Below are 19,582 nucleotides of genomic sequence, written 5' to 3'. Positions count from 1 at the left end.
CTACTCCGCAGGCCAGTTGACGTAGCACATCCTTGGGTGTTCAGTACTACTGAACAGCAGTACTGAACAGCGCACCTCGGCACGACACCGGACGCGAGACGTACTCGGCGCGCGTGCTACCCCCTTACCCGCAGCTGTCCGCTTGGCAAAGGACTTGTGATGGCGATTCCGACGTTTGGGCCGAACGCGGTCGACTGGGAAACCCGCATCGACATGAACAGGCTCCGCGACGAACGGCTGGCCCGCCTCCGCGCGTCGCTGGAGCAGTCCGACGTCGGTGCCGTCCTGGCCTTCGACTTCTCCAACATCCGTTACATGACGTCGACCCACATCGGCACATGGGGAATCGACAAGATGATCCGGTTCTCACTGCTGGTCAGGGGAGGTGAGCCGATCGTCTGGGACTTCGGTTCGGCAGCCAAGCACCACCAGCTGTACAACCCCTGGCTGGACTACTCGAAGGCCCACTCGGACGGTGATCCGCACGGACCCCACCACGGAGCCGATGCCCGCAACCCGAGTGGCGCCCGCGCCGGCATCTCGACATTGCGCGGCGCCATCAACCCTCTGGTCGGTATGGCCGACTCCGTCGCCCAGAAGATCAAGCGCGAGCTGGAGCTCTATGGACTCCTGGGCGAGCCGCTCGGCGTCGACGTCATCGAGCTCCCGGTCCTGACGGCCCTCCAGAACGCGGGCATCACGGTGGTCGACGGCCAGCAGGTGTTCCTGGAGGCCAGGCGTATCAAGACACGCGACGAGATCCACCTGCTCACCCACGCCTGCTCGATGGTCGACGCCGCCTACGAGAACCTCTACGAGTTCCTCCGGCCGGGTGTGCGTGAGAACGAGTGCGTGGGTGTGGTGGCCAAGACTCTCTACGACCTCGGCTCGGAGTTCGTCGAAGGTGTCAACGCCATCTCCGGGGAGCGGTGCGCGCCCCACCCCCATGTCTTCTCGGACCGCATCGTACGGCCCGGGGATCCGGCGTTCTTCGACATCCTGCACAGCTACAACGGCTACCGCACCTGCTACTACCGGACGTTCGCCGTCGGCAGTGCCTCGTCCGCCCAACGCGACGCCTACACGCGGTGCCGTGAGTACATGGACGAAGCGATCAGCCTCGTCCGGCCCGGCGCCACGACCGCGGACATCGTGTCGGTGTGGCCGACGGCGCAGGAATTCGGCTTCCCCGACGAGGAGGCGGCCTTCGCGCTTCAGTACGGTCATGGCGTCGGGTTGTCGATCTGGGAGAAGCCGGTGTTCTCCAGGCTGGTCTCCCTTGAGCACCCCGAGGTGATCGAGGAGGGCATGGTGTTCGCGCTGGAGACGTACTGGCCGTCGAAGGACGGCTGGGGCGCGGCCCGGATCGAGGAGGAGCTCGTGGTGACCGCGGACGGGTGCGAGGTGATCACGAAGTTCCCCGCGGAGGAACTGCTCGTCGCCGGGCGACGCTACTTCAGCGTCTCGGGACCGTTGTCGACCGAGCGCGACTCACAGTCGCATCTGAACACGGTCGCCGGGGCCAAGGCCATTCAACAGGACCAGCCTGCCGGTCTCTGACCGGAGGACCGTCCCACGTTGTTCCACTGAGGGGTTTCCCGGCCATCGGCGCACGGCCGGGCCGGGAAGCCCCTTCTTCATGGTGTGCATCCGGCCGCGGCTCGGACCCGCAAAGACCGGCGAAACATCGGTATGTCACACCTTCGCCGGCTGCTTGGGGACTGTGCCGAGACGGTGGCGGCGACCTCGGTCATGCCGGTGGCGATGACCACGGCCTGGAACACGAACTGGTGGTTCATGCGAGTCTTGCGGTACGTCGCGTCCACGTAGACGTAGGGAAAGCGGGTGGGGCCCAGCGGCCGGGAGGGCAAGACACCGTCAAGCCGTACCCCGGCCCCGCACTTCGCGCTCTGTCCCAGGCCTCACCGCAACCGGTCATCTGTCGCCACGGTCGCCCTGTAGTGGGCGCGGATGAGCGCGATCACGGTGTCGGCGGTGCGGTCAAGGTGGCTGCGCCCGTCGGGCAACTGAGCCGTTGTGCTGATGTAGCTGCACGGCCCGACGTGTGTTGCCGGGTCGAGTCGGTGCACGGTGATCTTCCCGGCTCGACCGGCCCGGTTCCATTCGCCGCCTCGGAACAGCCACCAGCGCTGAGGGAACATCCAGGTACCGACTCGCTCGACCCGGTCGCTCGCAGCCACGCCCACACCGGCCGCTCGGCAAGCGGATCGGCCAGTGGTGAGTAGGGCAGCACCTGTCCCAGCACCCGCAGCTCCGGCGCTCTTGCGATCAAGGCCTTGACCAGCTGGCCGCCATCCCGGCTGTCGCGGCCGCGGCGTTTGCCGATGCCGTCCAGGTAGCGCGCCCGTGCATGGCGATGTCGAGGAACGCGATCATACTAACCGGGCGACCCCCGATACGGGGGACGTCGACCCATCGCCCGGTCCATCCGCCGCCGCCGGAGGAGGATGGTCACCGCGATACAGGCCCGGACCACTGATGTGCAGCCCGTCGAGGAACCGTCCCGCCGTGCGGGACGCAGTGCTGATCAGCCGCTGGGAATGGCCGAAGTCCCACGGGGAGGGCCAGGCATCGATACCGGTCGGGAGCACGACGGTCGGGATGTGCTGGGACACCTCGTGCAGATCACGCTCGATCTGATGGCGTATCAGCAACAGTCCGGCCCGGCCGGCGATCGCGCCGGCCCGTCGGCGCGGAACAGTGGCGGGCAACGGCGAGCCCTGCGGCCCGGTCGACAGCACCACCATGCTGGCCGCCCCGGCCTGCCGGGCCGCCAGGACCGGGACGTAGGCGATCACCCCGCCGTCGACGAGAGTCCTGCCCCCGCGGTCCACCGGGGGCAGGACCCCGGGCACGGCGGCGCTGGCCAGAAGTGCGGACTCGAGGTCTCCGTGGTCGAGCAACGCCGGAGCGCCGGTGACCAGGTCCATGGCCACCGCGGTGAACGGGACGGCCAGCTCCTCCATCCGAGACGGCAGCCCCGACCGGGCGATCAGGCGACGCAGGCCGCGGTCGGTGAAGATACTGGCCCGTGAGGGCAGGTAGCCGAGCGGAAACACCTCACGGCGGCGCAGCTGGGTCCACACGCGGTCCAACCATGGCGCGGACCCGTCGGGGTGGGCGGCTGCGACGGCCCCGACAAGGGCGCCCACCGAGCTTCCGACGATCAAGTCCGGAACGAATCCGCGCTCCTCCAGCGCGTGCCCGACGCCGACATGTGCCGCTCCGAGCACGCCACCGGCGCCCACCACCGCGGCCACGGGACGAGGAAGGGCGTGCAGGCCCGTCGACATGGGCTCCTCGGGCGGCCGGCTCGATGACGGGGAACGCATCGCGTTGTCGCCCGTCATGGTTCGACACCTCTCGTAGCCACGACCATTCGGCAAGTCGCCCTCACTGGAGCCCGAGCGAGATCATGGGACCGGTCCCCGGCCCCAAGTAATCCTCATGATCCACCCTGCTCACTACGGCACGGAATCGGATTGGCTTCTCAACCACGACCGGTCGGCAACCCGATCTGTGACACCAACCGCCGGACGCGTCTGGTGAAGGCGTCACTGAGACGCGTGACAACACCCCGCACCCGTCGGCCGCGAGGTGCCTGGCGCCTCGCGAGAACGGTGGTTCTGCTCCCTGGAGCGTGAAGCGGTGAGGTCGAGCACACCCCTGCCGTCACCTCCGCGGAGCAAGATCGGCGTGCGGTGTCCGCTGTGTCGACGAACGTGACCGTCTCGTCGAGCGGCGCCCGGCCCGTACGGGCATAACCCACCGTGCAGTCCTCGTAGCCGATGGACATGCCACAGAAGAGGATGAGCTCGTCCGGGGGCGACAGGACCTCCGCGACGGTCCTGCGGTACTTCGCCCAAGCCATCTGCGTGCAGCTGTGCAGCCCTTCGGCGCGGAGCAGCAGCATGACGGTCTGCAGATACATGCCGACGTCGGACCATTGGGCCGGGCCCATGTCGCGATCGATGTAGCAGAACAGGGCAGCGGGCGCGCCGAAGCAGTCCCAGTTCGCGGAAGCAGCCCTTTGGCGCGCCTCCAGGTCCTCGCGCGCGATACCGAGTGCGCCGTAGCGCTGCTCGCCGAAGGCGGATCGGCGTTCGCGGTACGGGGACTTCAGTGCGGGCGGGTACTGCTCGTACTCCGGTTCGTCCCAGGGGTCGCCCGCGGCCAGGCGCTCGGCGGTGCGCTTCTTGAGCTCGGCCAGCGGACCGCGGGTGAGCACATAGGTGTGCCACGGCTGCAGGTTCGATGCGGACGGCGCCCAAGCCGCGGCGGACAGCACACGCTCCAGCGCCCCTCTCCGGACCGGCCTGTCGGTGAACCCGCGCACCGCCCGCCGACTGGTGACCGCCTCATAGACGTCCATGATCACCGACCTCCCGTGCACTCGACGTCAGACTCCGTTGCATCCGTTATAGTATCATTCAATACAATCTCATGTAGAACTGTCGCGGAGTATGAGTCCCCAGCCCCCGGCTCCCCGCCTCGGGCCCGCCCTATGGAGAAACCCCATGGTCACGTTGCTGCACATCGACTCGTCCGTGTTCCCGGACGCGGCATCCTCGTCCCGTTCGGTCGCGGACGCCTTCCGCAGGACCTGGGAGGAACAGCACCCGTCAGGCAGGGTGATCTACCGCGACCTGGCCGCCGACCCAGTTCCGCACATCACCGCCGATGCCCACACCGCCGGTTTCGCCGCCCCGACCGAGCACACCCCGGAGCAGTCCGCCGCCTTCACCGCGCGCGTGCAACTCATCGAGGAACTGGAGCAGGCGGACGCCGTCCTGATCGGCGCCCCGATGTACAACTACTCGATCCCCTCGACCCTCAAGGCGTGGCTGGACAACGTGATCATGCTCGGCCGCACCACAGGCGAGGCCCCCTCCGCCCAGGGCACCCCAGTCACCGTCATCGCCAGCCGCGGCGGCGCCTACGGTCCGGGCACCCCGCGGGAGGGCTATGACTTCGTACAGAACTACCTCGAGGCCGTCCTCAAGGGCAGCCTCGGCCTGGACGTCGATTTCATCGTCCCGGAACTCACCATGGCTCCCCGCAACCCGGTCATGTCCGGACTGATCCCCCTCTACGAAGCTTCCCGTGAGCGCGCCATCAGGGACGCAACCACCAAGGCCAAGGAACTCGCGGAGCGCCTTGCCGCATAAGTCACGGGCAACAGGCGATTTGTGACGTTTCGTCAAAGACGCGGATGCCGGATCGGAGTCACAAAACGGTTGCCAGGCAACGTCATTGATCGTTTGCCCGGTTCGGGATCTCGTAGGTCATGACCCAGTGGCTGTCGAAGTAGCGAGCAGGGGTACAGCGGGTCGGTGAGCAGGCGGTAGATGAACTCCGCGGTCGAACCGTCGAAGCGGTCCCACCTGGTGTGGGCGTCATCCGTGACGAGGATGGGCCACCGATCAGGGTCGGAGCCCGCCGTGAGCCAGTAGAAAGACGTCCTCTGCTCGGTGCTCGCCCACTGCAGCAACCCACCGAGGGCCGGATACAGGCGATACGGCTCCCACGGGCCGTCGCCGTCGACCCCGGCGCTTCGAGCCCGGCCGCAGCCGTGACCGATGGTGATCGGCTCCCCCGGTTACGTAATGAGGGAAAGACACCCGGGTCGGCGCCGGCATCACACTCTGGCCCGTCACGGCCGTCGGTCCCGTCGGTCAGCGGAAAGCCCGCCCGCCCCAGATCACACCTCGGAATGCGGTCGGGTTTTGGCTGGGAGAGGCTGAGCTCATGGTCGAGCATTGCGTGATCGTGGACGCGCCCTGCGGATCTGGCGGCCGCTGCGTATGCGTCGATGGCGAGATCCTGGGCACGGCTTATTCGCTGCACGACTTGACGGTGTACCTCCGATACACCGGGCTGGTGGGTGGGGACGAGCTTGACGTGGCCGAATCGGACCTGATCGAGTGGCACGGTGGTGGTCCGGAGGTCTGGCCGCGCCAGGGTGGTGGGCCGGACTGCTGGGCGGGGCCCGGCGAGCCCGCCCCACCGGTGCGGGCGACAGGGCGGGCCCGACTCGGACGCGGTGGGCCGTGACCGTGCAAAACCGGAGGCGGCCGTGATCAGAAGGCAGCGTCTTCGGCGAACTCCCAGGTCTGTTCAGCCACCAACGACAGTTGGACATTGGCGTGCCGAGGAACGCCCGCGCCACGTCAAAGCCGTCGTTCGCCGGGCGACGGCGAATCTCCGAAGGCCCGCAGCACCGCCGGCATCACTTGCCAGCAGAGAGAACCCGACGGCAATGGCGCTCATGCCTCTTGTGCCCTCCAGCGAGAGCGTCTGCTTCGGTCGGCGCCGACCTCGTGGGCAGAAGGCCGCAGGTCAGTTCGCGGGGCGCGAAGCACGCAGGTGGGCCCGCTGGGCCAGCTCCTCCTCGTCGACCAGCGTGAGCATCGGCTGGCCCGGCGCACACAGCATCGTGACGACGAACCGGCACGGTACATCGGCTCGGGCGTTGCCGTCCGAGTGGAGGCGCGGCAGCTCCGGTACTTCGTCGCAGTCGCGAAAGAACTGCACTTCGGGCGCGCGGCCGAGCGGCTCGGCATGGCGCAGCCGCCGCTGTCCCGCGCGATCCGGGAGCTGGAGCGTCAGCTCGGTGTGCTGCTACTCAAGCGCACCACGCGCCAGGTCACGGTCACGCCTGCCGGTGAAGTCCTGCTGCGGGACGCGCGGACCGCGCTCGACGCGATCAGCGCCGCCGGGCGGCGGGCTCAGCACGCCGGCGAGCCCACGCCGCGGCTTGGACTTCGAGACGCTGGCCGGCGAGCCGTTCCTGGTCGCAATGGCGGCTGCCGACCCGCTGGCCGCGCGACCGTCGCTGCGCCTGGCCGACCTGGCGGGCTGCGGTCTCCCCGACGGATCTGCAGCGGACCAGGGCCCCGCTCCCGGCCCGCAGCGCTGGGCCGAGGCAAGCGACCATCAGACCACGCCGGACGGAAACGACAGGCCTCAGAAGCCGACCACCCGGTGACACCACACCGGACACAGGTCCAGCGGTACCGACGATGCCCTCGCCCCATCGCCCTGCCCGCCAAGTCGGCTGCCTGGTCGAGGAACTCGCCAAGGCCGTCCGGGTCCGGCGGCGTGGAGAAAACGTCTGATGCGGCCCGATCCACGGCCGTGCTCAGGCCGCACCACGGGTACTGCGCGGCGTCGTGCCGTGCCCGTCGTCTCCCTGCGAACTGGGCGAATCTGTCCTGCGCGCGCAGAATCAGGACCGCGAGACGGCCTCGCCCCTTCGACCGGGCATAGTCCGGTTCTGTGACACGCCGTCAGAGGTGAGCACGTCGTCGGCGGGCTCGGTGGAGTGGGCGCTGCAAACCGCCAGGCCCTTGTGCCGGTCGGCGCCGTCGCGTCCACGCGGGATCTGGTGCGCCGTCCGGCTACATTTGTTCGCTGTAGCGATTCAGCCATACATAGCCGGGTTTCCGAGCATATGTAACCGACCCGTATCCGCCGCGGTTGACTGGCGACCGGGGAAGGGAGCAGAGCCGTGCCGATCTCTCGTCGCGACGCCCTCAAACTGGGTGGCGTTTCCCTGTTGGCCGGGGCGGGTGCCAGTGCACTGGCCGCCTGCGACTCCTGGGAGACGTCCGGAGCGGCTGCTCCCGGAGGAAAAGCGGATTACACGGTGCGGATCGCAACCGGTCGCGTCGAGCTCGCGCCTGACACGATCGTCTCCACCACGACGTACAACGGACAGTTCCCCGGTCCGCTCCTGCGGTTCAAAGAAGGCCGCCCGGTCGTGGTCGACGTCCACAACGACACCGGAGTCCCCGAGCTGTTGCACTGGCACGGCCAATTTGTCCCCGCCGAAGTGGACGGCGCTTCCGAGGAGGGCACCCCGTTCATTCCCGCACACGGGATGCGGCGCCTGTCGTTCACCCCCGGACCTGCCGGTTTCCGCTTCTACCACACCCATGTGGCAGCGCGTGGTGATCTGGCCCGGAGCACGTACACCGGTCAGGCAGGCCCGGTCTATATCGAGCCGAAAGCCGACCCCGGGGCCTACGACCAGGAAGTGTTCCTGACGCTGAAGGAGTTCGAGCCCTCCCTCAGCCAAGGCGGGGACACGGCCCAGAACTTCCTGGCCGGCTCCCCCGTGGCGGACTTGAAGAGCGATGGCGAGAAGGCGATGGCCGAGTCGCTGGCCCGGGGGTTGCCGCACGGCTATGAAGTCGGCTACCGGGCCTTCAGTATCAATGGCCGCAAACTCGGCCACGGCGAGCCGATCAAAGTCAAGGCCGGACAGCGTGTGCTGTTCCACATCCTCAACGCCAGCGCCACCGAAATCCGCAGTCTTGCCCTACCCGGCCACACCTTCAAAGTGGTCGCGCTCGACGGCAACCCGGTACCCCGCCGGGCCGACGTGCCGGTGCTGTGGATCGGCACCGCCGAACGCGTCTCGGCCCTGGTGGAGATGAACCATCCGGGTGTGTGGGTGCTGGGAGACCTGTCCGACGACGACCGGAACGCCGGCATGGGCACCGTGGTGGAGTACGCCGGCCGCAGCGGTTCCCCGAAATGGATCGCACCACCCGCATTCAGGTGGGACTACCGCGCCTTCGCCCATTCCGGCGCCACCACCCGGCAACCTGACCACACGATCGACCTACTGATCGAGAAGCAGAACGCAGCCGACAAGGGCTACAACATCTGGACCCTCAACGGAGTCCCCTTCAACATGGACTTCGACGAGCCGGTGATGGATGTCGTGCGCGGCAAGCGATACCGGCTGCGGTTTCGCAACGCCACCGACGACATCCACCCCCTCCACCTGCATCGCCACACCTTCGAGGTCACCCATATCGCCGGCACCTCCACCCATGGCCTGCGCAAGGACGTCGTCATGCTCGGCGGCTACCAGGCCCTCGCCTTCGACTTCACCGCCGACCAACCGGGACTGTCCCTGTTCCACTGCCACCAGCAGCTCCACATGGACTACGGGTTCATGGTCCTGCTGCGCTGCACCTGACCTCCCCTGCGCCGGGCATCCACATACGGCGTCTTCACAAGGACGCCCAGTCGCCGAGGCGGGGAACTCAGCCATGCCGACGCCGCCACCTTCGCCGAAGCCACCTCGCGCTCAGGACCACGACAGCGAGGGTGGAGAGAAACAGGGCGCCCAGAATCACGGTCGCTGCCACTGAGATGACGATGATGCCCCACCAAGGCGGATCCCCCTGCATGCTCACCCCTCCTGATCGCCTCCCATGACGTCAGGGGGCGGAGAACGGTTCCCGAAAACGAGGTAAGTCGGGGCAGAGCAAGCCTCGCGGGTTGCTGCTCGGCCATGGGCATCACAGGTGCAGGGCTCAGGCGGTGCAGTTCTCGCCGTCCCGTGGCGGAGGCGGCGAGCACGGCTGCCTCGCACACAAAGGCAAGAATGCACCCCTTCGGACCGGTCGGCGTTGGCCCGTCGAACACTGCCCGAACCACCGGCCATGACCGCACGCCCACTGTCCGCGCGACCTCTTACCGTGGCACCACGGCCGCGAGTACACCCTGTGCAGCCGTTCCGTCTGGCCAGGTCCATCCGGCGACGAGGCGTCCGGACGACCTCTGCGCAGCCTCCGCCGGCCGCAGGACGCGGTTGACGTGAACGTCAAGCCCGTCGTCAGGGCCAGTGCCGTGCACAGTGACGGTCGGGTCAGGGGTGTCACTTTTGCTCTGGTGCTGCGGCATCGCCTCACCGCGCAGGAGCGCGCGCAACTGCGCCATCACCACCGGGTCATGGACGCCGTCGTAGATCCACCGGGTCCCGAGCACCCCATGCTCCGAGGTGCCGATCAGTGCCTCGCCGGGGACGCCCTCCAGCGCCGCACCGCGGTAGCCCATGGGCACCAGATACGCCACCGGCTCTTGGGCGGTGGCGTCCCCCACGACCATGAACTCGATCCCGACCGCGCCCCCCGGGTCGTCCAGACGGAACCCACCGGCCTTGAGCAGTTCCGGCGCTTCTGCGTTGCCCGCGTACCAGCTCTGCTTCGGCAGCCACTCGGTGAGCAACTCGAGCTTGGTGGGCGTCATGGTGGTGTGGTGGATGGAGGCCATGCGAGCTCCCTCACGCGTAGGTCCAAACCCGTCCTCCAACGGGACGTGATCGAACCTATAGGAAACGGCAGTGCTTCCCGAGCGGCTGCGAGTGGCCTCATAGACCTCCCGGCTGTCCTTGCGGCCTCTGACAGCCACCTTCCCGACCGTGCAGCGGGTCGGCGGTTCCGTCGTGCCTCGGCCGCCCGGCGTGCACCGCGCTCCACACGCCATGCCTCGGCCCAGTCACGGGCTGCCTGCTCGTGCCCCCGGCCGGTGTGGAGCGCGTCGACGCGGAGGCGCGGATACGGCACACAAGCGCGCCGTCGTCGTCGGCCACGACCACGGCGACGTATCCCACTCGGGTACCGGCGTCCGTGATCTCGGCGACGGTCCAGTCGCCGATGTCGGCGTGTACATCCTCGAGCACCGACTCGCCGGACGCCATCGCCTGCGCTGTGCGGTGGTCGTCAGCCGGCCGCCTTGGCGATGATGCGCTCCATCTCCTCTCGGTCGAAGGCCCGCAGGGTCGTGGAACGGACGTTGCCCACCCCACCGAGTTGCAGGAGTGCTGCTGTGGCAGTTTCGTCGTCGGGCGCCTCGACGACGGCCACGAGGTCGTAGGGACCGACGGTCCAGTAGATACTCAGGAGCTTCGCCCCGAGCCTCTGCACCGCTGAGCCGAAGGTCTCGGCGCGCTTCGCGGTGTCCTTGTAGTTTCGGACCCCCTGATCGGTCCAGCTCAGCAAGGTGACGTACGTCGGCATGTTCTCTCACCTTCACGAGGAGACACATCGCGAGGTCAAGCCTCGTCATCTCGGCCAGAACCTGCACGAGGTACGCACCCGAACGAGCACTTCGAGCGACCACAAGCATCAAGGAGCGGGCCGGCATCCACGCCGGCGAGCGGCTGGTCGGGCGTGTGTGACCTCATGGGAGCCGGGCCGACGGCGTCACGTACAGCAACCATCACGACCGCTGCCGAGCGCCAACGGCCGTCAACGGCCGGCCGACGGCCCACGGGACCTCGATGACCGCCCAGCCGCGAACGCGAGACGACACGGTCGTGCCGGACGCGTGCCAGCTGTCTCCGAGGCTGGAAGCACCGCAGTCGCTAATCGGCCATCAGGTCGTTCTCAACGGCGGGAGCCAGCCGGGCGAGCCAGTGCTGCGTCTCGTCCGCTGCCAGGATGCGGTCGAGACGCAGTGCCGGCGTCATGTGCTCGAACACTCGACCAATACCCAGGGCGTAGTTGCCGTTCGGCGGGTGCAGGACGAGGACGCGGGTGCCGTCGAGGGGTTCGATGTCGGCAGGCACACCTTCCGGACTGACGTAGGTCCCGTGACCGTCGAAGAGACGGAAGGCGCGGGTCGCCGGGTCGCCGGGACCGAGGTGCGGGTCACCGTCGGTCGCCGCCTCGACCCAGGACCGCGCCGGGCGATCCCCGGCGACCAGGCCTCGGCCGGGATCCCCGACGAGCCGGTCCGCCAGGAGGATGTGCAATTGGCCGTTGTCCCCGACGCCGCTCATCGTGAGGGCGTATCCGCGGCGTGTACGGGAGTCGATGACGACCAGCGGCTCGTCGTCGAGAACGGCCGCCAGCGCGCCGACCCAGGCTGCTCGCTGGGAGCGGTGCGCGACCGCGGCAGCGTGGTCGCACAACTCTGCCTTGACGTCGCCAGGAACGGCCGCACGAAAATCCGTGTCCGCCATGACGGTGATCAGGGCTTTGAGCCAGTCCTCCATGTCGAACCAGGACATGGCGATCCGGGTCATGGTGTTCTTGTCCACGCCCCGGCGCCACCGGGTCAGTCTGGTCAGTGTCCGCGCCAGTTCGTGGTAGCCGGCGCTCACCGGCTCGGGAAGCGGCCGCCCGCGTGCTGCCTTGTCCCAAAACTCCGGCACCACCTCGTTGAGCATCATGGCTTCCGAGGCGCGCCGCGGCAGCACCTCGGCGAGAGCCATGGGGGACGCCCCCCACTCGACGCAGGCCCCCGCCAGAACCGCGGTCATGGCGAAGTCTCCGCCGAGCCCCGGCAGCAAGGGGGCCAGGGCTTCCACGGCGGCGGTCAGGCTCTCGGGGCCTCCCGCCCGAGCGGTGTCCGCAAGCCGCTTCATCGCGGTTCGGTAGGCGGGAGCCGAACCGGACTCCATCTGTGTGACGAGTTCGTCGACCAGGCGCGGTATCTCCGAGGGCACCAGGGCACGTTAACAGGGATGATGCCGCCCAAAGCCGCTGTTCCCCACGCATCCAAGGTGCAGACGATGTGATGCCGGACGGGCGTCGACGAGGGCCCTGAGGTCGGTGACACGGCACGGAGATGCGTGGCGCTCGCGTGTACGGACCCCCATCGCATCGGTGACACCGCATACTGTCGATGCCGTCGATGACGCTGTGCCGGGGACTCTGGTAGGGCCGCGCCCTCCCTGGGCGCCTGGACCGGCCACCCCAACGGTGTCGGCGGCGGTCGACGTCTCCTGCCCCGCGGATGGACGAGAGCCCACTCATGTCTGAGCGACCGATCGTAGTTTTCGACGTCAACGAGACGCTGCTGAACCTGGACGTACTCGGCCCCACCTTTGACAGGATCTTCGACGAACCCACCGCGATGCGCCTGTGGTTCGCCCACCTGGTCACCTACTCCGAGGCGCTCACGCTCAGCGGAGTGTACGTTCCGTTCACCGACATCGGCGGTGCCGTACTCCGGATGCTCGCCGCCACGCGAGACATCACGATCAGTGATGCCGACGCTGCCGAGCTCACGGATCGGTTCGCGACCATGCCGCCCCATCCTGAGGTCTCAGCGGCCCTGCGCCGGCTCCGCGACCATGGCTTCCGGCTGTTCACGCTCACCAACAACACGATGGAGGCCTCCGAGCGGCAACTGGAGCAGGCGGGTTTGATCGATCTGTTCGAGCGCTGCTTCAGCGTCGAGACCGCGCGACGCCACAAGCCGGCTTTGGAGGCCTACCGATCGGTGTCCGCCGCACTCGAGGTCGACTCCGGCGACATCTGCATGGTCGCATGCCACGTCTGGGACACCATCGGCGCCGCGGCGGCCGGATGGCAGGCCGCGCTCATCCTTCGGGAGGGCAACGCGCCACTCGACGTCGGCCCGCAACCCGACTACATCGGGGAGGACCTCGATACGCTCGCCGACCAGCTGATCGAGCGGTACGGCGCCGGTGGTCCGGACCGGGCGTAACCGCTATGGCCGTTGACGCCGTCGCCGAAGCACGGCTGTCCCATGGGGCGTTGACGTCCGGTCGACCCAGGGCCGACGGGTCCCCGGGAAGCGGCCTCGTGCTGGTCGGGTGCGCCGCCCGGCGCACAGCATTCCGCCGACAGGACGCCGGCCACCGCTGGTCGCGTCAGGTGCACCCTGGGGACCGGCCGCGGCGTCGCTCCAGGAACTCCCGTGCCGGGGCGGTGCGCAGGCAGGCCCCGAGCGCGACGCACACGGCGGCTGCGCCGTACGCCCACGCCTGGAGGGGGAAGCCGTGCAGCAGCCGGCCGCCGAGGTAGAGGACGGTGCCGGCCATGGTGACCGTCAGCCACTCCCAGCGGCCGTCGAGCGCGACGAGACCGACCAGAAGCAGCGAGTACCACGGGTAGTTGGGCGAGACCAGCAGCAAAGCGGTGCCCGTCAGCAGCAGCGCGCCGCGCCAGGGGCGGGCGGGATCCCCGCACCACCACACGTACAGGGCCGTCAGCACGAGCAGCACGATGACCGTCGCCCCCGCGGCGGTGTCCGGCAGCAACAGCCGTAGCAGGGCGAAGCGGTGCACGTCACCGGGCTCGTAGCCCTCCTCCTGGAGATAGCCGGGCAGGTAGCCCAGGACTCCCGCGCCGGAGGCGATGACGTAGGGCAGGTAGGCGATCGCGACCACAGCGAGCGAGGCCGACACCACGCGTGCCACCCGGGCGGGACTGCGCTGTCCGGACAGGGCACCCGGCAGCACCAGAACGGGCAGCAGTTTGACGGCGATCGCGGCGCCGAGGAGCGCACCCCGGCGGGCCCCCGTGGCGACGGTGCCGAGGGCCAGCACCGTGAGCAGGACGCCGAGGGCGTCGATGTGGGCGTTGTTGACCGCCTCGAAGGGGACGGCCGGACACCATCCCCACAGGGCGGCACGGGCCGGGGCCCGGCGGGGGTCGCCGCGTCGGCGCCCCACGGTGAGCAGGGCGATGGTCGTGCCGAACGCCAGGACGGCGCCGCCGACTTGGTGCGGCTTGTGACGGCCGTCGGACGGTGAGAGGGCGTGCACGGCGAAGAACCAGCCCTCGGCGACCGGCGGATAGATGGTGGGGACGGTGGGGCGGTTGATGCGGACACACAGGCCGCTGTCCGTATGGGTCAGTCCCCAGCCCCGGCAGGCTCCTTCGGTGGGGAAAAGCCAGTCGTCGCGCAACGTGGCGAGTTCGGGTGCGGCCGGTGGATGGGCGTACGGGGAGATGCCGGCGGCCTGGACCCGGCCGTCCCATGCGTAGCGGAACATGTCGTTGCTGGTACGGGGCGGCGCGGCGAGCGCGGCGAGCGCCACGGCGCCCGCACCGGCCAGTACCAGCCCGGTCGCCGCGCGCGTCGGGGCCCTGCGTACGGCCCATACCGCGGCGGCGAACAGCGTCCAGGCGACGGCGTAGCCGGCCAGCAGGCGGCCGGGGTCGCCGGTGCTGTCGCCGGCGCGAACGGTGTCGAAGACGACGGCCGTCAGTGCGGCGAGGAGGACCGCGGTGACGATGACGCTGATGCGCGCCGATATGCGGTTCGTAGGTGCGGCGGCCGGACTCGGCAGCGGCCGGGAGGGGTGCCGGCGAGGGGCGGCGATGTCGCTCATGGGTGTTCGGGCCTTCCGGTGACCGTGGCGTGCTCGTGGTGACGCGCGGGCTGTGGGCGGTGCAGTTCGACGAACGGGCTGCCCTCGCCCGTCCACCGCCAGGTCGGGTTCCGGTTCGCGGCGCCGGCGCCGCGCCTGCGGCCCGGGACGTCTGATGACGGCCCTGGCCGCCGGGGCGTGCGGCTGGACTTCCGCGCTCGAGCGCAGCCCGAACGACGAGGCCTCAGCTGCGAATGGGTCGCCGAACAGCACCGGTGCGGCCGAAACGGGTACGGAACGAACACGGAATGAACCCGGCCGCTGCCGGGTTGTCGTGGCCACCGAGACCCGGCGGACGGAAGACGTCATCCGGCCCGCAGCGGGGCCGTCGCGAACTCCCTCATTCCCTCCAGGAAGGCGACCTGCGGCTTCCAGCCCAGTTCCTCGCGCAGTCGATCCGAGGAGGCGGTGATGTGGCGGACGTCGCCGAGCCGGTACTCCCCCGTCACGACCGGTGCTCGCCCGCCGTGCGCGTCGGCCAGAGCGGCGGCCATCTCCCCCACCGTGTGCGGTTCGCCGCTGCCGACGTTGTACGCCCGCGCGGTCCCCTCCGGCAGGCCGGGCAGACCGCCCAGGGCCGCGACGTTGGCCCCGGTGATGTCCCGTACATGGACGAAGTCCCGACGCTGGCCACCGTCCTCGAACACGCGCGGCGCCTCACCACGCTCCAGCGCGGACCTGAACAGCGAGGCGACACCCGCGTAGGGGGTGTCCCGAGGCATCCCGGGGCCGTACACGTTGTGGTACCGCAACGCGACCACCCGCCCCCCGACGGCGCGCGCCCACGCGGAGGCGAGGTGCTCCTGCGCGAGCTTGGTGGTGGCGTAGACGTTGCGCGGATCGAGCGGGGCGTCCTCGGCCACCAGGCCCGGGACCAGCGGCTCACCGCACCTCGGGCAGGGCGGTTCGAAGCGTGCCGCCTCCAGGTCGGCCACCCTGCGCGGTCCCGGCCCCACACCACCGTGCGTCGGGCACTCGTACCGCCCCTCTCCGTAGACGACCATCGAACTCGCCAGCACCAGACGCCGTACCCCGGCCTCGGCCATGCCGGCCAGCAGCACCGCGGTGCCCAGATCGTTGCAGCCCACGTAGGCAGGGGCGTCGGCGAAGTCCTTGCCGAGCCCCACCATCGCTGCCTGGTGGCAGACGGCGTCCACACCCCTCAGGGCCTCGGCGACGGCCGCCGCGTCGCGGACGTCCGCATGTCTGAAGTCCGCCCCGTCGGGGATCGGCGGGGCCGTGCGGTGCGCGGCGGGCAACAGCGCGTCGAGCACGCGCACCTCGTGCCCGGCGCCGGTGAGGGCGGCGACGATGTGCGAGCCGATGAAGCCCGCACCTCCGGTGACCAGGATCAACATGCCACCGACCGTACGGCCGCGCCGCTGCCCCGCGGCCGTACGGCGCCGGAACGTCAGGGGTTCGTAAGCCCTGCTGCCGAAGGCCCGGCGTCTGCGCGGGTCGAGGCCACGGTCAGCAAGGCGAAGCCGAGCATGGTGAACACGCCCCGCGGCCAGAAGATGTGGCTGGCGGCGAACGACCAGCACGCCGCCAGAACCACGGCGGCGCCGGGCAGCACCCGCGCGCCGTGCCGCCGCAGAAGAACGGCGCAGGCGGCAACCGTCGGCGCGTACACCCCAGCCCTGCCCAGCTCGTCGCCGGTCGCGAACAGTCGCCCCACCACTGCATGCACAGCGCTGCCCGCAACCGTCCCCGCGGAGATGCCGGCCACCGCGTCCAGCCCGGTGTAGTAGGCGGCGTAGCAGAAACAGCCAGCCCAGGCGACCACGGTCAGGACGCCCTACCGGCCGGAGGGCTGACGGGCCTGCGAGGGTGGCCGTCGACGGCTGCGGCGGATCCCCCGCGCGGCCTGCAGGAGGGCCGTGACCGCCGCCACCGCCACCAGTGCGAGGAGCCAGTTGCGCGGGTAATCCAGGGGCAGAACCGACGAGTTGGCGGGCCTTCCCGGGCGCAGCAGCACCGGCAGGGCGACCGCCGTGAGGGCGCCCGTGACGAGCAGCGCCCCGCGGACGGGACCGCGCACGCGACCGCGGACCAGCAACAGCCCGATGAGCAGGACCAGCGGCGCGATCAGCGCATCATGCAGGGCCACCGCCGCGCCGAGCCAGATCAGAACGCCCGTCAGATCAGATACGTCCAGGAGCCGAAAGACACCGACGCCCATCAGCGCCAGACCCGCCACGCCCATCAGCAGCCGGGCCACGCTCATCCTCATGACAGCACCTCCAGTCGGCCGACCCACTTGGTCTGCAGCACACCGGGCCGGTTCGGGGCGATGAGTCGCACCGGATAGCCGTGGTCGGGGGAAAGCTCCTCGTCATTGAGGCGCAGTGCCAGGAGGGTCAGCGGATCGCGGGCGTGTTCGTGCCCCATCTCGGACACCCGGTAGCCGCCCCGGGTCTGCAGCGAGACCACCCGCACCCGCGCATGCGGCGGGGCACCCGCAAGCTCCAGGAGGTCCATGACCCGCACGCCCGTCCAGTGCGCCGACTTGCTCCACCCCTCCACGCACGCGATGGGCAGTTCCACCTCGTGCTGCGGCAGGCCACGCAACTCGTCCAGGGTCAGCGTGCAGGGCCTCGGTCCGGCGACCGTCAGGCGGTAGCGCTGGGCCGGAATCACTCCGACCCCGGCCGCGGCGGCGGTCCGGTTGACCGGCAGGCCCTGCGGGCCGTGGTCCGGATGGCGGGGTGCGAGCAGGTCGAGGTCCTTCAGGGGGGTGAAGGACTGGCCCACGGTGGTCACGGTGACCGCGCCGACCGCCGCTGCCACCGCGGCCAGCAGCGAGCGCCGGTCGGGCCCGTCCTCGACCGGCAGAGCGAGGGTGCCCGGCGACCGGCGGCTCCAATGAGCCCGGATCTCAGGGGCCTTGACCGCAATGTGCAGTACGAGAGATCCGGCCACCAGCCACGCCACGGCGTAGTGCACCGGCACGAAGGAGAAGGGCCACGGATACCACTGCGCGGTGTTCAGCAGGCCCGTGACCACTTCGAAGACGGCCGCCGCCACCAGTACGGCCACCGACAACCGCTCCAGGGCGTGCCGCACCGAACGCACGGGCGGCCAGGCGAACAGCTGCGGATAGACCGTCCACAGCTTGGCCAGCAGCAGCGGAATCGCCGCGATGCCCGAGGCGACATGCAGTCCCTGTGTCAGCCGGTAGCCCCACACCGGTCGGCTCGGCACATCATCGACCAGCCACCCGGGGGGATGCTGCAGCACATGGCTGATCAGACCGGTGACGAAGCACACGGCGAAGGCGAGGCCGAGCCACCGTCCGATCGAAGTCGCCGTGCGGGCGTCGTGCAGCCTGCCCTTGAACACCGGCGGAAACAAGCGCGATCTCATGCCTTCCATCACAGCCACCGCAAGGGCGCTGAGGAACGCCCGAGCCCCTTACGGAACGGGGACGTCTGCGAGTGACATGCCGGGCCGGGCGCGCTGGACCGACACGGGTGCGGAGCCGGGACGGGCGGGGAACGGCAGGCGCGCAGGGCGGAGTACCCCCGTCGGTCCACGCGACCGATTCCCTGGAACCACCCCGGTCAGCGCACCCGTCCGCGCGGTTTCAGCGGCGTCGGCGGCAGTTCGGGCGCGGGCAGCGGAGCGCCGTCGTAGCCCTTCACCTCACCGAACCGAGAGCCCGTCATCCACTCGGCACGCGCCTGCGCGATGTCCTCCTGGGTGCGCCCGATGAAGTTCCACCACATGATCAGCTCCTCCTCGAACGGCTCACCGCCGAGGAGCATCAGGCCCGCGTCCGACTCGGCGCGCAGCGGGAGTTCGGTGCGGCCGCAGCCGAGGTAGAGCATCGAACCTGGCAGAACCGGGACCCCGTCGACGTGGGCCTCGCCCGACATCGACAGCACCGCGTACTCGAAGTCCGACTCCAAGGGCAGCCGTACATCGGATCCGCGTGTCAGAGCCAGGTCGGCGCCCACGATCGGGGTGTGCCTCGTACCGGGCGACGCAGCACCGTCGACCTCGCCCAGGACCAGCGTGGCCGTCAGGCCCGGTGCCGTGACCACGGGCAGTTGGGGGTGGTACTCGAAGTGCGGCTCGATGTGGCGGTGGCTGTCCGGCAGGGCCACCCACAGCTGCGCGCCGTGCAGAAAACGCGCGTGCGGCTTCGGGCTCTCCTCCGAGTGACTGATCGCCCGGCCCGATGTCATCAGGCCCAACTGGCGCGGGTGGATGGTCTGGAGACTGCCGGTCGAGTCGCGGTGCAGCACCTCTCCCTCGTGCAGCCAGCTGACGGTCTGGAGCCCCATGTGCGGGTGCGGCGGGACCTGCATCCCCGGCTCGTCGGCGATGTCGTCCGGACCGTAGTGATCGACGAAGCACCACGCCCCGACCATGCGACGCCCCAGGTTCGGCAGCAGCCGGCGGACCTCCGTCGACTCGCCGAGCCGGACTCGGCGCGGGCTGAGGAGTTCGCGCACCGGCTCCGCCACCACGAACCCGCGGCCACCGCACACGGCGGGCACTGCCTCGCGATCCAGATTGCTCATGCGGCACAACCTAGTCCTGTGCGGACACCCGCGTCAGGCCATCCACGCGTGCGTCAAGGCACTCTTGAACAGAACGTGGAATCGAGCTTCCCACCAGGGCTTT

Annotated in this window: 16 protein-coding genes and 3 pseudogenes; 6 read left to right on the top strand and 13 right to left on the bottom strand. The window is 69.5% G+C overall.

What is annotated here, in order from left to right; translation table 11 throughout:
* The first annotated feature begins 159 nt into the window (after positions 1–159).
* Positions 160–1,560 (top strand): M24 family metallopeptidase, encoded by a 1,401-nt coding sequence (locus VXC91_RS08815; protein ID WP_329506391.1) that lies wholly within the window; start codon positions 160–162, stop codon positions 1,558–1,560.
* A gap of 362 nt (positions 1,561–1,922) precedes the next feature.
* Here VXC91_RS08815 and VXC91_RS08805 read toward each other — a convergent pair whose 3' ends face one another.
* The 3 genes and pseudogenes from VXC91_RS08805 to VXC91_RS08795 form a co-directional block, all read right to left on the bottom strand.
* Positions 1,923–2,201 carry a hypothetical protein gene (locus VXC91_RS08805; RefSeq protein WP_329506389.1) on the bottom strand — a complete coding sequence of 93 codons (279 nt, stop codon included), beginning with the start codon at positions 2,199–2,201 and terminating at the stop codon, positions 1,923–1,925.
* A gap of 192 nt (positions 2,202–2,393) precedes the next feature.
* Entirely contained in the window at positions 2,394–3,371 is a 978-nt protein-coding gene (locus tag VXC91_RS08800; protein WP_329506388.1) for a patatin-like phospholipase family protein, read from the bottom strand.
* Positions 3,372–3,733: 362 nt separating this feature from the next.
* Positions 3,734–4,393: pseudogene (locus tag VXC91_RS08795) on the bottom strand (nitroreductase); the annotation flags it as partial.
* Between the two features lie 145 nt (positions 4,394–4,538).
* On the opposite strand from VXC91_RS08795, the gene VXC91_RS08790 reads away from it, so the two are divergent.
* On the top strand, positions 4,539–5,189 hold the full coding sequence (locus VXC91_RS08790; protein ID WP_329506387.1) for an FMN-dependent NADH-azoreductase: 651 nt from the start codon (positions 4,539–4,541) through the stop codon (positions 5,187–5,189).
* A 1,171-nt stretch (positions 5,190–6,360) separates the two neighbouring features.
* Here the strand turns inward: VXC91_RS08790 and VXC91_RS08785 are convergent.
* Positions 6,361–6,507: pseudogene (locus VXC91_RS08785) on the bottom strand (cupin domain-containing protein); the annotation flags it as partial.
* Between VXC91_RS08785 and VXC91_RS46950 the strand changes: the two are divergent.
* From VXC91_RS46950 to VXC91_RS08770, 3 genes and pseudogenes are all read left to right on the top strand, one after another.
* Positions 6,505–6,630 (top strand): annotated as a pseudogene (locus VXC91_RS46950) (LysR family transcriptional regulator); the annotation flags it as partial. The pseudogenes VXC91_RS08785 and VXC91_RS46950 overlap by 3 nt on opposite strands.
* A gap of 148 nt (positions 6,631–6,778) precedes the next feature.
* Entirely contained in the window at positions 6,779–7,009 is a 231-nt protein-coding gene (locus VXC91_RS08775; RefSeq protein WP_329506420.1) for a hypothetical protein, read from the top strand.
* 522 nt (positions 7,010–7,531) lie between these two features.
* Positions 7,532–9,013, top strand: coding sequence for a multicopper oxidase family protein (locus VXC91_RS08770; RefSeq protein ID WP_329506385.1), 1,482 nt, complete (start codon positions 7,532–7,534; stop codon positions 9,011–9,013).
* Positions 9,014–9,513: 500 nt separating this feature from the next.
* Here the strand turns inward: VXC91_RS08770 and VXC91_RS08765 are convergent, their stop codons facing one another.
* From VXC91_RS08765 to VXC91_RS08755, 3 genes are all read right to left on the bottom strand, one after another.
* Positions 9,514–10,092 (bottom strand): maltokinase N-terminal cap-like domain-containing protein, encoded by a 579-nt coding sequence (locus tag VXC91_RS08765; protein WP_329506383.1) that lies wholly within the window; start codon positions 10,090–10,092, stop codon positions 9,514–9,516.
* A 449-nt stretch (positions 10,093–10,541) separates the two neighbouring features.
* Complete coding sequence (locus tag VXC91_RS08760; protein ID WP_329506382.1) at positions 10,542–10,838, bottom strand: GYD domain-containing protein; 297 nt, start codon at positions 10,836–10,838, stop codon at positions 10,542–10,544.
* Positions 10,839–11,185: 347 nt separating this feature from the next.
* Entirely contained in the window at positions 11,186–12,271 is a 1,086-nt protein-coding gene (locus VXC91_RS08755) for a hypothetical protein (RefSeq protein ID WP_329506381.1), read from the bottom strand.
* 308 nt (positions 12,272–12,579) lie between these two features.
* On the opposite strand from VXC91_RS08755, the gene VXC91_RS08750 reads away from it, so the two are divergent.
* Positions 12,580–13,278 (top strand): haloacid dehalogenase type II, encoded by a 699-nt coding sequence (locus VXC91_RS08750; protein WP_329506380.1) that lies wholly within the window; start codon positions 12,580–12,582, stop codon positions 13,276–13,278.
* A gap of 166 nt (positions 13,279–13,444) precedes the next feature.
* On the opposite strand, the gene VXC91_RS08745 is transcribed toward VXC91_RS08750, so the two are convergent.
* From VXC91_RS08745 to VXC91_RS08720, 6 genes are all read right to left on the bottom strand, one after another.
* Positions 13,445–14,911 carry a glycosyltransferase family 87 protein gene (locus VXC91_RS08745; protein WP_329506379.1) on the bottom strand — a complete coding sequence of 489 codons (1,467 nt, stop codon included), beginning with the start codon at positions 14,909–14,911 and terminating at the stop codon, positions 13,445–13,447.
* Between the two features lie 344 nt (positions 14,912–15,255).
* On the bottom strand, positions 15,256–16,308 hold the full coding sequence (locus VXC91_RS08740; RefSeq protein WP_329506378.1) for an NAD-dependent epimerase/dehydratase family protein: 1,053 nt from the start codon (positions 16,306–16,308) through the stop codon (positions 15,256–15,258).
* Between the two features lie 53 nt (positions 16,309–16,361).
* Entirely contained in the window at positions 16,362–16,736 is a 375-nt protein-coding gene (locus tag VXC91_RS08735; RefSeq protein WP_329506377.1) for a hypothetical protein, read from the bottom strand.
* A 12-nt stretch (positions 16,737–16,748) separates the two neighbouring features.
* Entirely contained in the window at positions 16,749–17,177 is a 429-nt protein-coding gene (locus tag VXC91_RS08730) for a hypothetical protein (RefSeq protein WP_329506417.1), read from the bottom strand.
* A 2-nt stretch (positions 17,178–17,179) separates the two neighbouring features.
* On the bottom strand, positions 17,180–18,316 hold the full coding sequence (locus VXC91_RS08725) for a molybdopterin-dependent oxidoreductase (RefSeq protein ID WP_408057351.1): 1,137 nt from the start codon (positions 18,314–18,316) through the stop codon (positions 17,180–17,182).
* A gap of 197 nt (positions 18,317–18,513) precedes the next feature.
* The gene (locus VXC91_RS08720) at positions 18,514–19,479 is read right to left on the bottom strand and encodes a pirin family protein (RefSeq protein ID WP_329506374.1); all 966 of its coding nucleotides are present in this window, start codon (positions 19,477–19,479) and stop codon (positions 18,514–18,516) included.
* Between the last annotated feature and the right edge of the window lie 103 nt (positions 19,480–19,582).

Origin of the sequence: Streptomyces chiangmaiensis (assembly GCF_036281785.1) — a bacterium.
Taxonomy (GTDB): Bacteria; Actinomycetota; Actinomycetes; order Streptomycetales; family Streptomycetaceae; genus Streptomyces; species Streptomyces chiangmaiensis.
This window is presented reverse-complemented; position numbering and strand designations above follow the sequence as displayed.

What these genes read in the sequence shown, in the direction of transcription:
- VXC91_RS08815 (WP_329506391.1), top strand. Translation starts at nt 160, where the DNA reads ATGGCGATTCCGACGTTTGGGCCGAACGCGGTCGACTGGGAAACCCGC.
- VXC91_RS08800 (WP_329506388.1), bottom strand. Translation starts at nt 3,371, where the DNA reads ATGACGGGCGACAACGCGATGCGTTCCCCGTCATCGAGCCGGCCGCCC.
- VXC91_RS08790 (WP_329506387.1), top strand. Translation starts at nt 4,539, where the DNA reads ATGGTCACGTTGCTGCACATCGACTCGTCCGTGTTCCCGGACGCGGCA.
- VXC91_RS08765 (WP_329506383.1), bottom strand. Translation starts at nt 10,092, where the DNA reads ATGGCCTCCATCCACCACACCACCATGACGCCCACCAAGCTCGAGTTG.
- VXC91_RS08760 (WP_329506382.1), bottom strand. Translation starts at nt 10,838, where the DNA reads ATGCCGACGTACGTCACCTTGCTGAGCTGGACCGATCAGGGGGTCCGA.
- VXC91_RS08750 (WP_329506380.1), top strand. Translation starts at nt 12,580, where the DNA reads ATGTCTGAGCGACCGATCGTAGTTTTCGACGTCAACGAGACGCTGCTG.
- VXC91_RS08745 (WP_329506379.1), bottom strand. Translation starts at nt 14,911, where the DNA reads ATGAGCGACATCGCCGCCCCTCGCCGGCACCCCTCCCGGCCGCTGCCG.
- VXC91_RS08740 (WP_329506378.1), bottom strand. Translation starts at nt 16,308, where the DNA reads ATGTTGATCCTGGTCACCGGAGGTGCGGGCTTCATCGGCTCGCACATC.
- VXC91_RS08730 (WP_329506417.1), bottom strand. Translation starts at nt 17,177, where the DNA reads ATGAGCGTGGCCCGGCTGCTGATGGGCGTGGCGGGTCTGGCGCTGATG.
- VXC91_RS08725 (WP_408057351.1), bottom strand. Translation starts at nt 18,316, where the DNA reads ATGAGATCGCGCTTGTTTCCGCCGGTGTTCAAGGGCAGGCTGCACGAC.
- VXC91_RS08720 (WP_329506374.1), bottom strand. Translation starts at nt 19,479, where the DNA reads ATGAGCAATCTGGATCGCGAGGCAGTGCCCGCCGTGTGCGGTGGCCGC.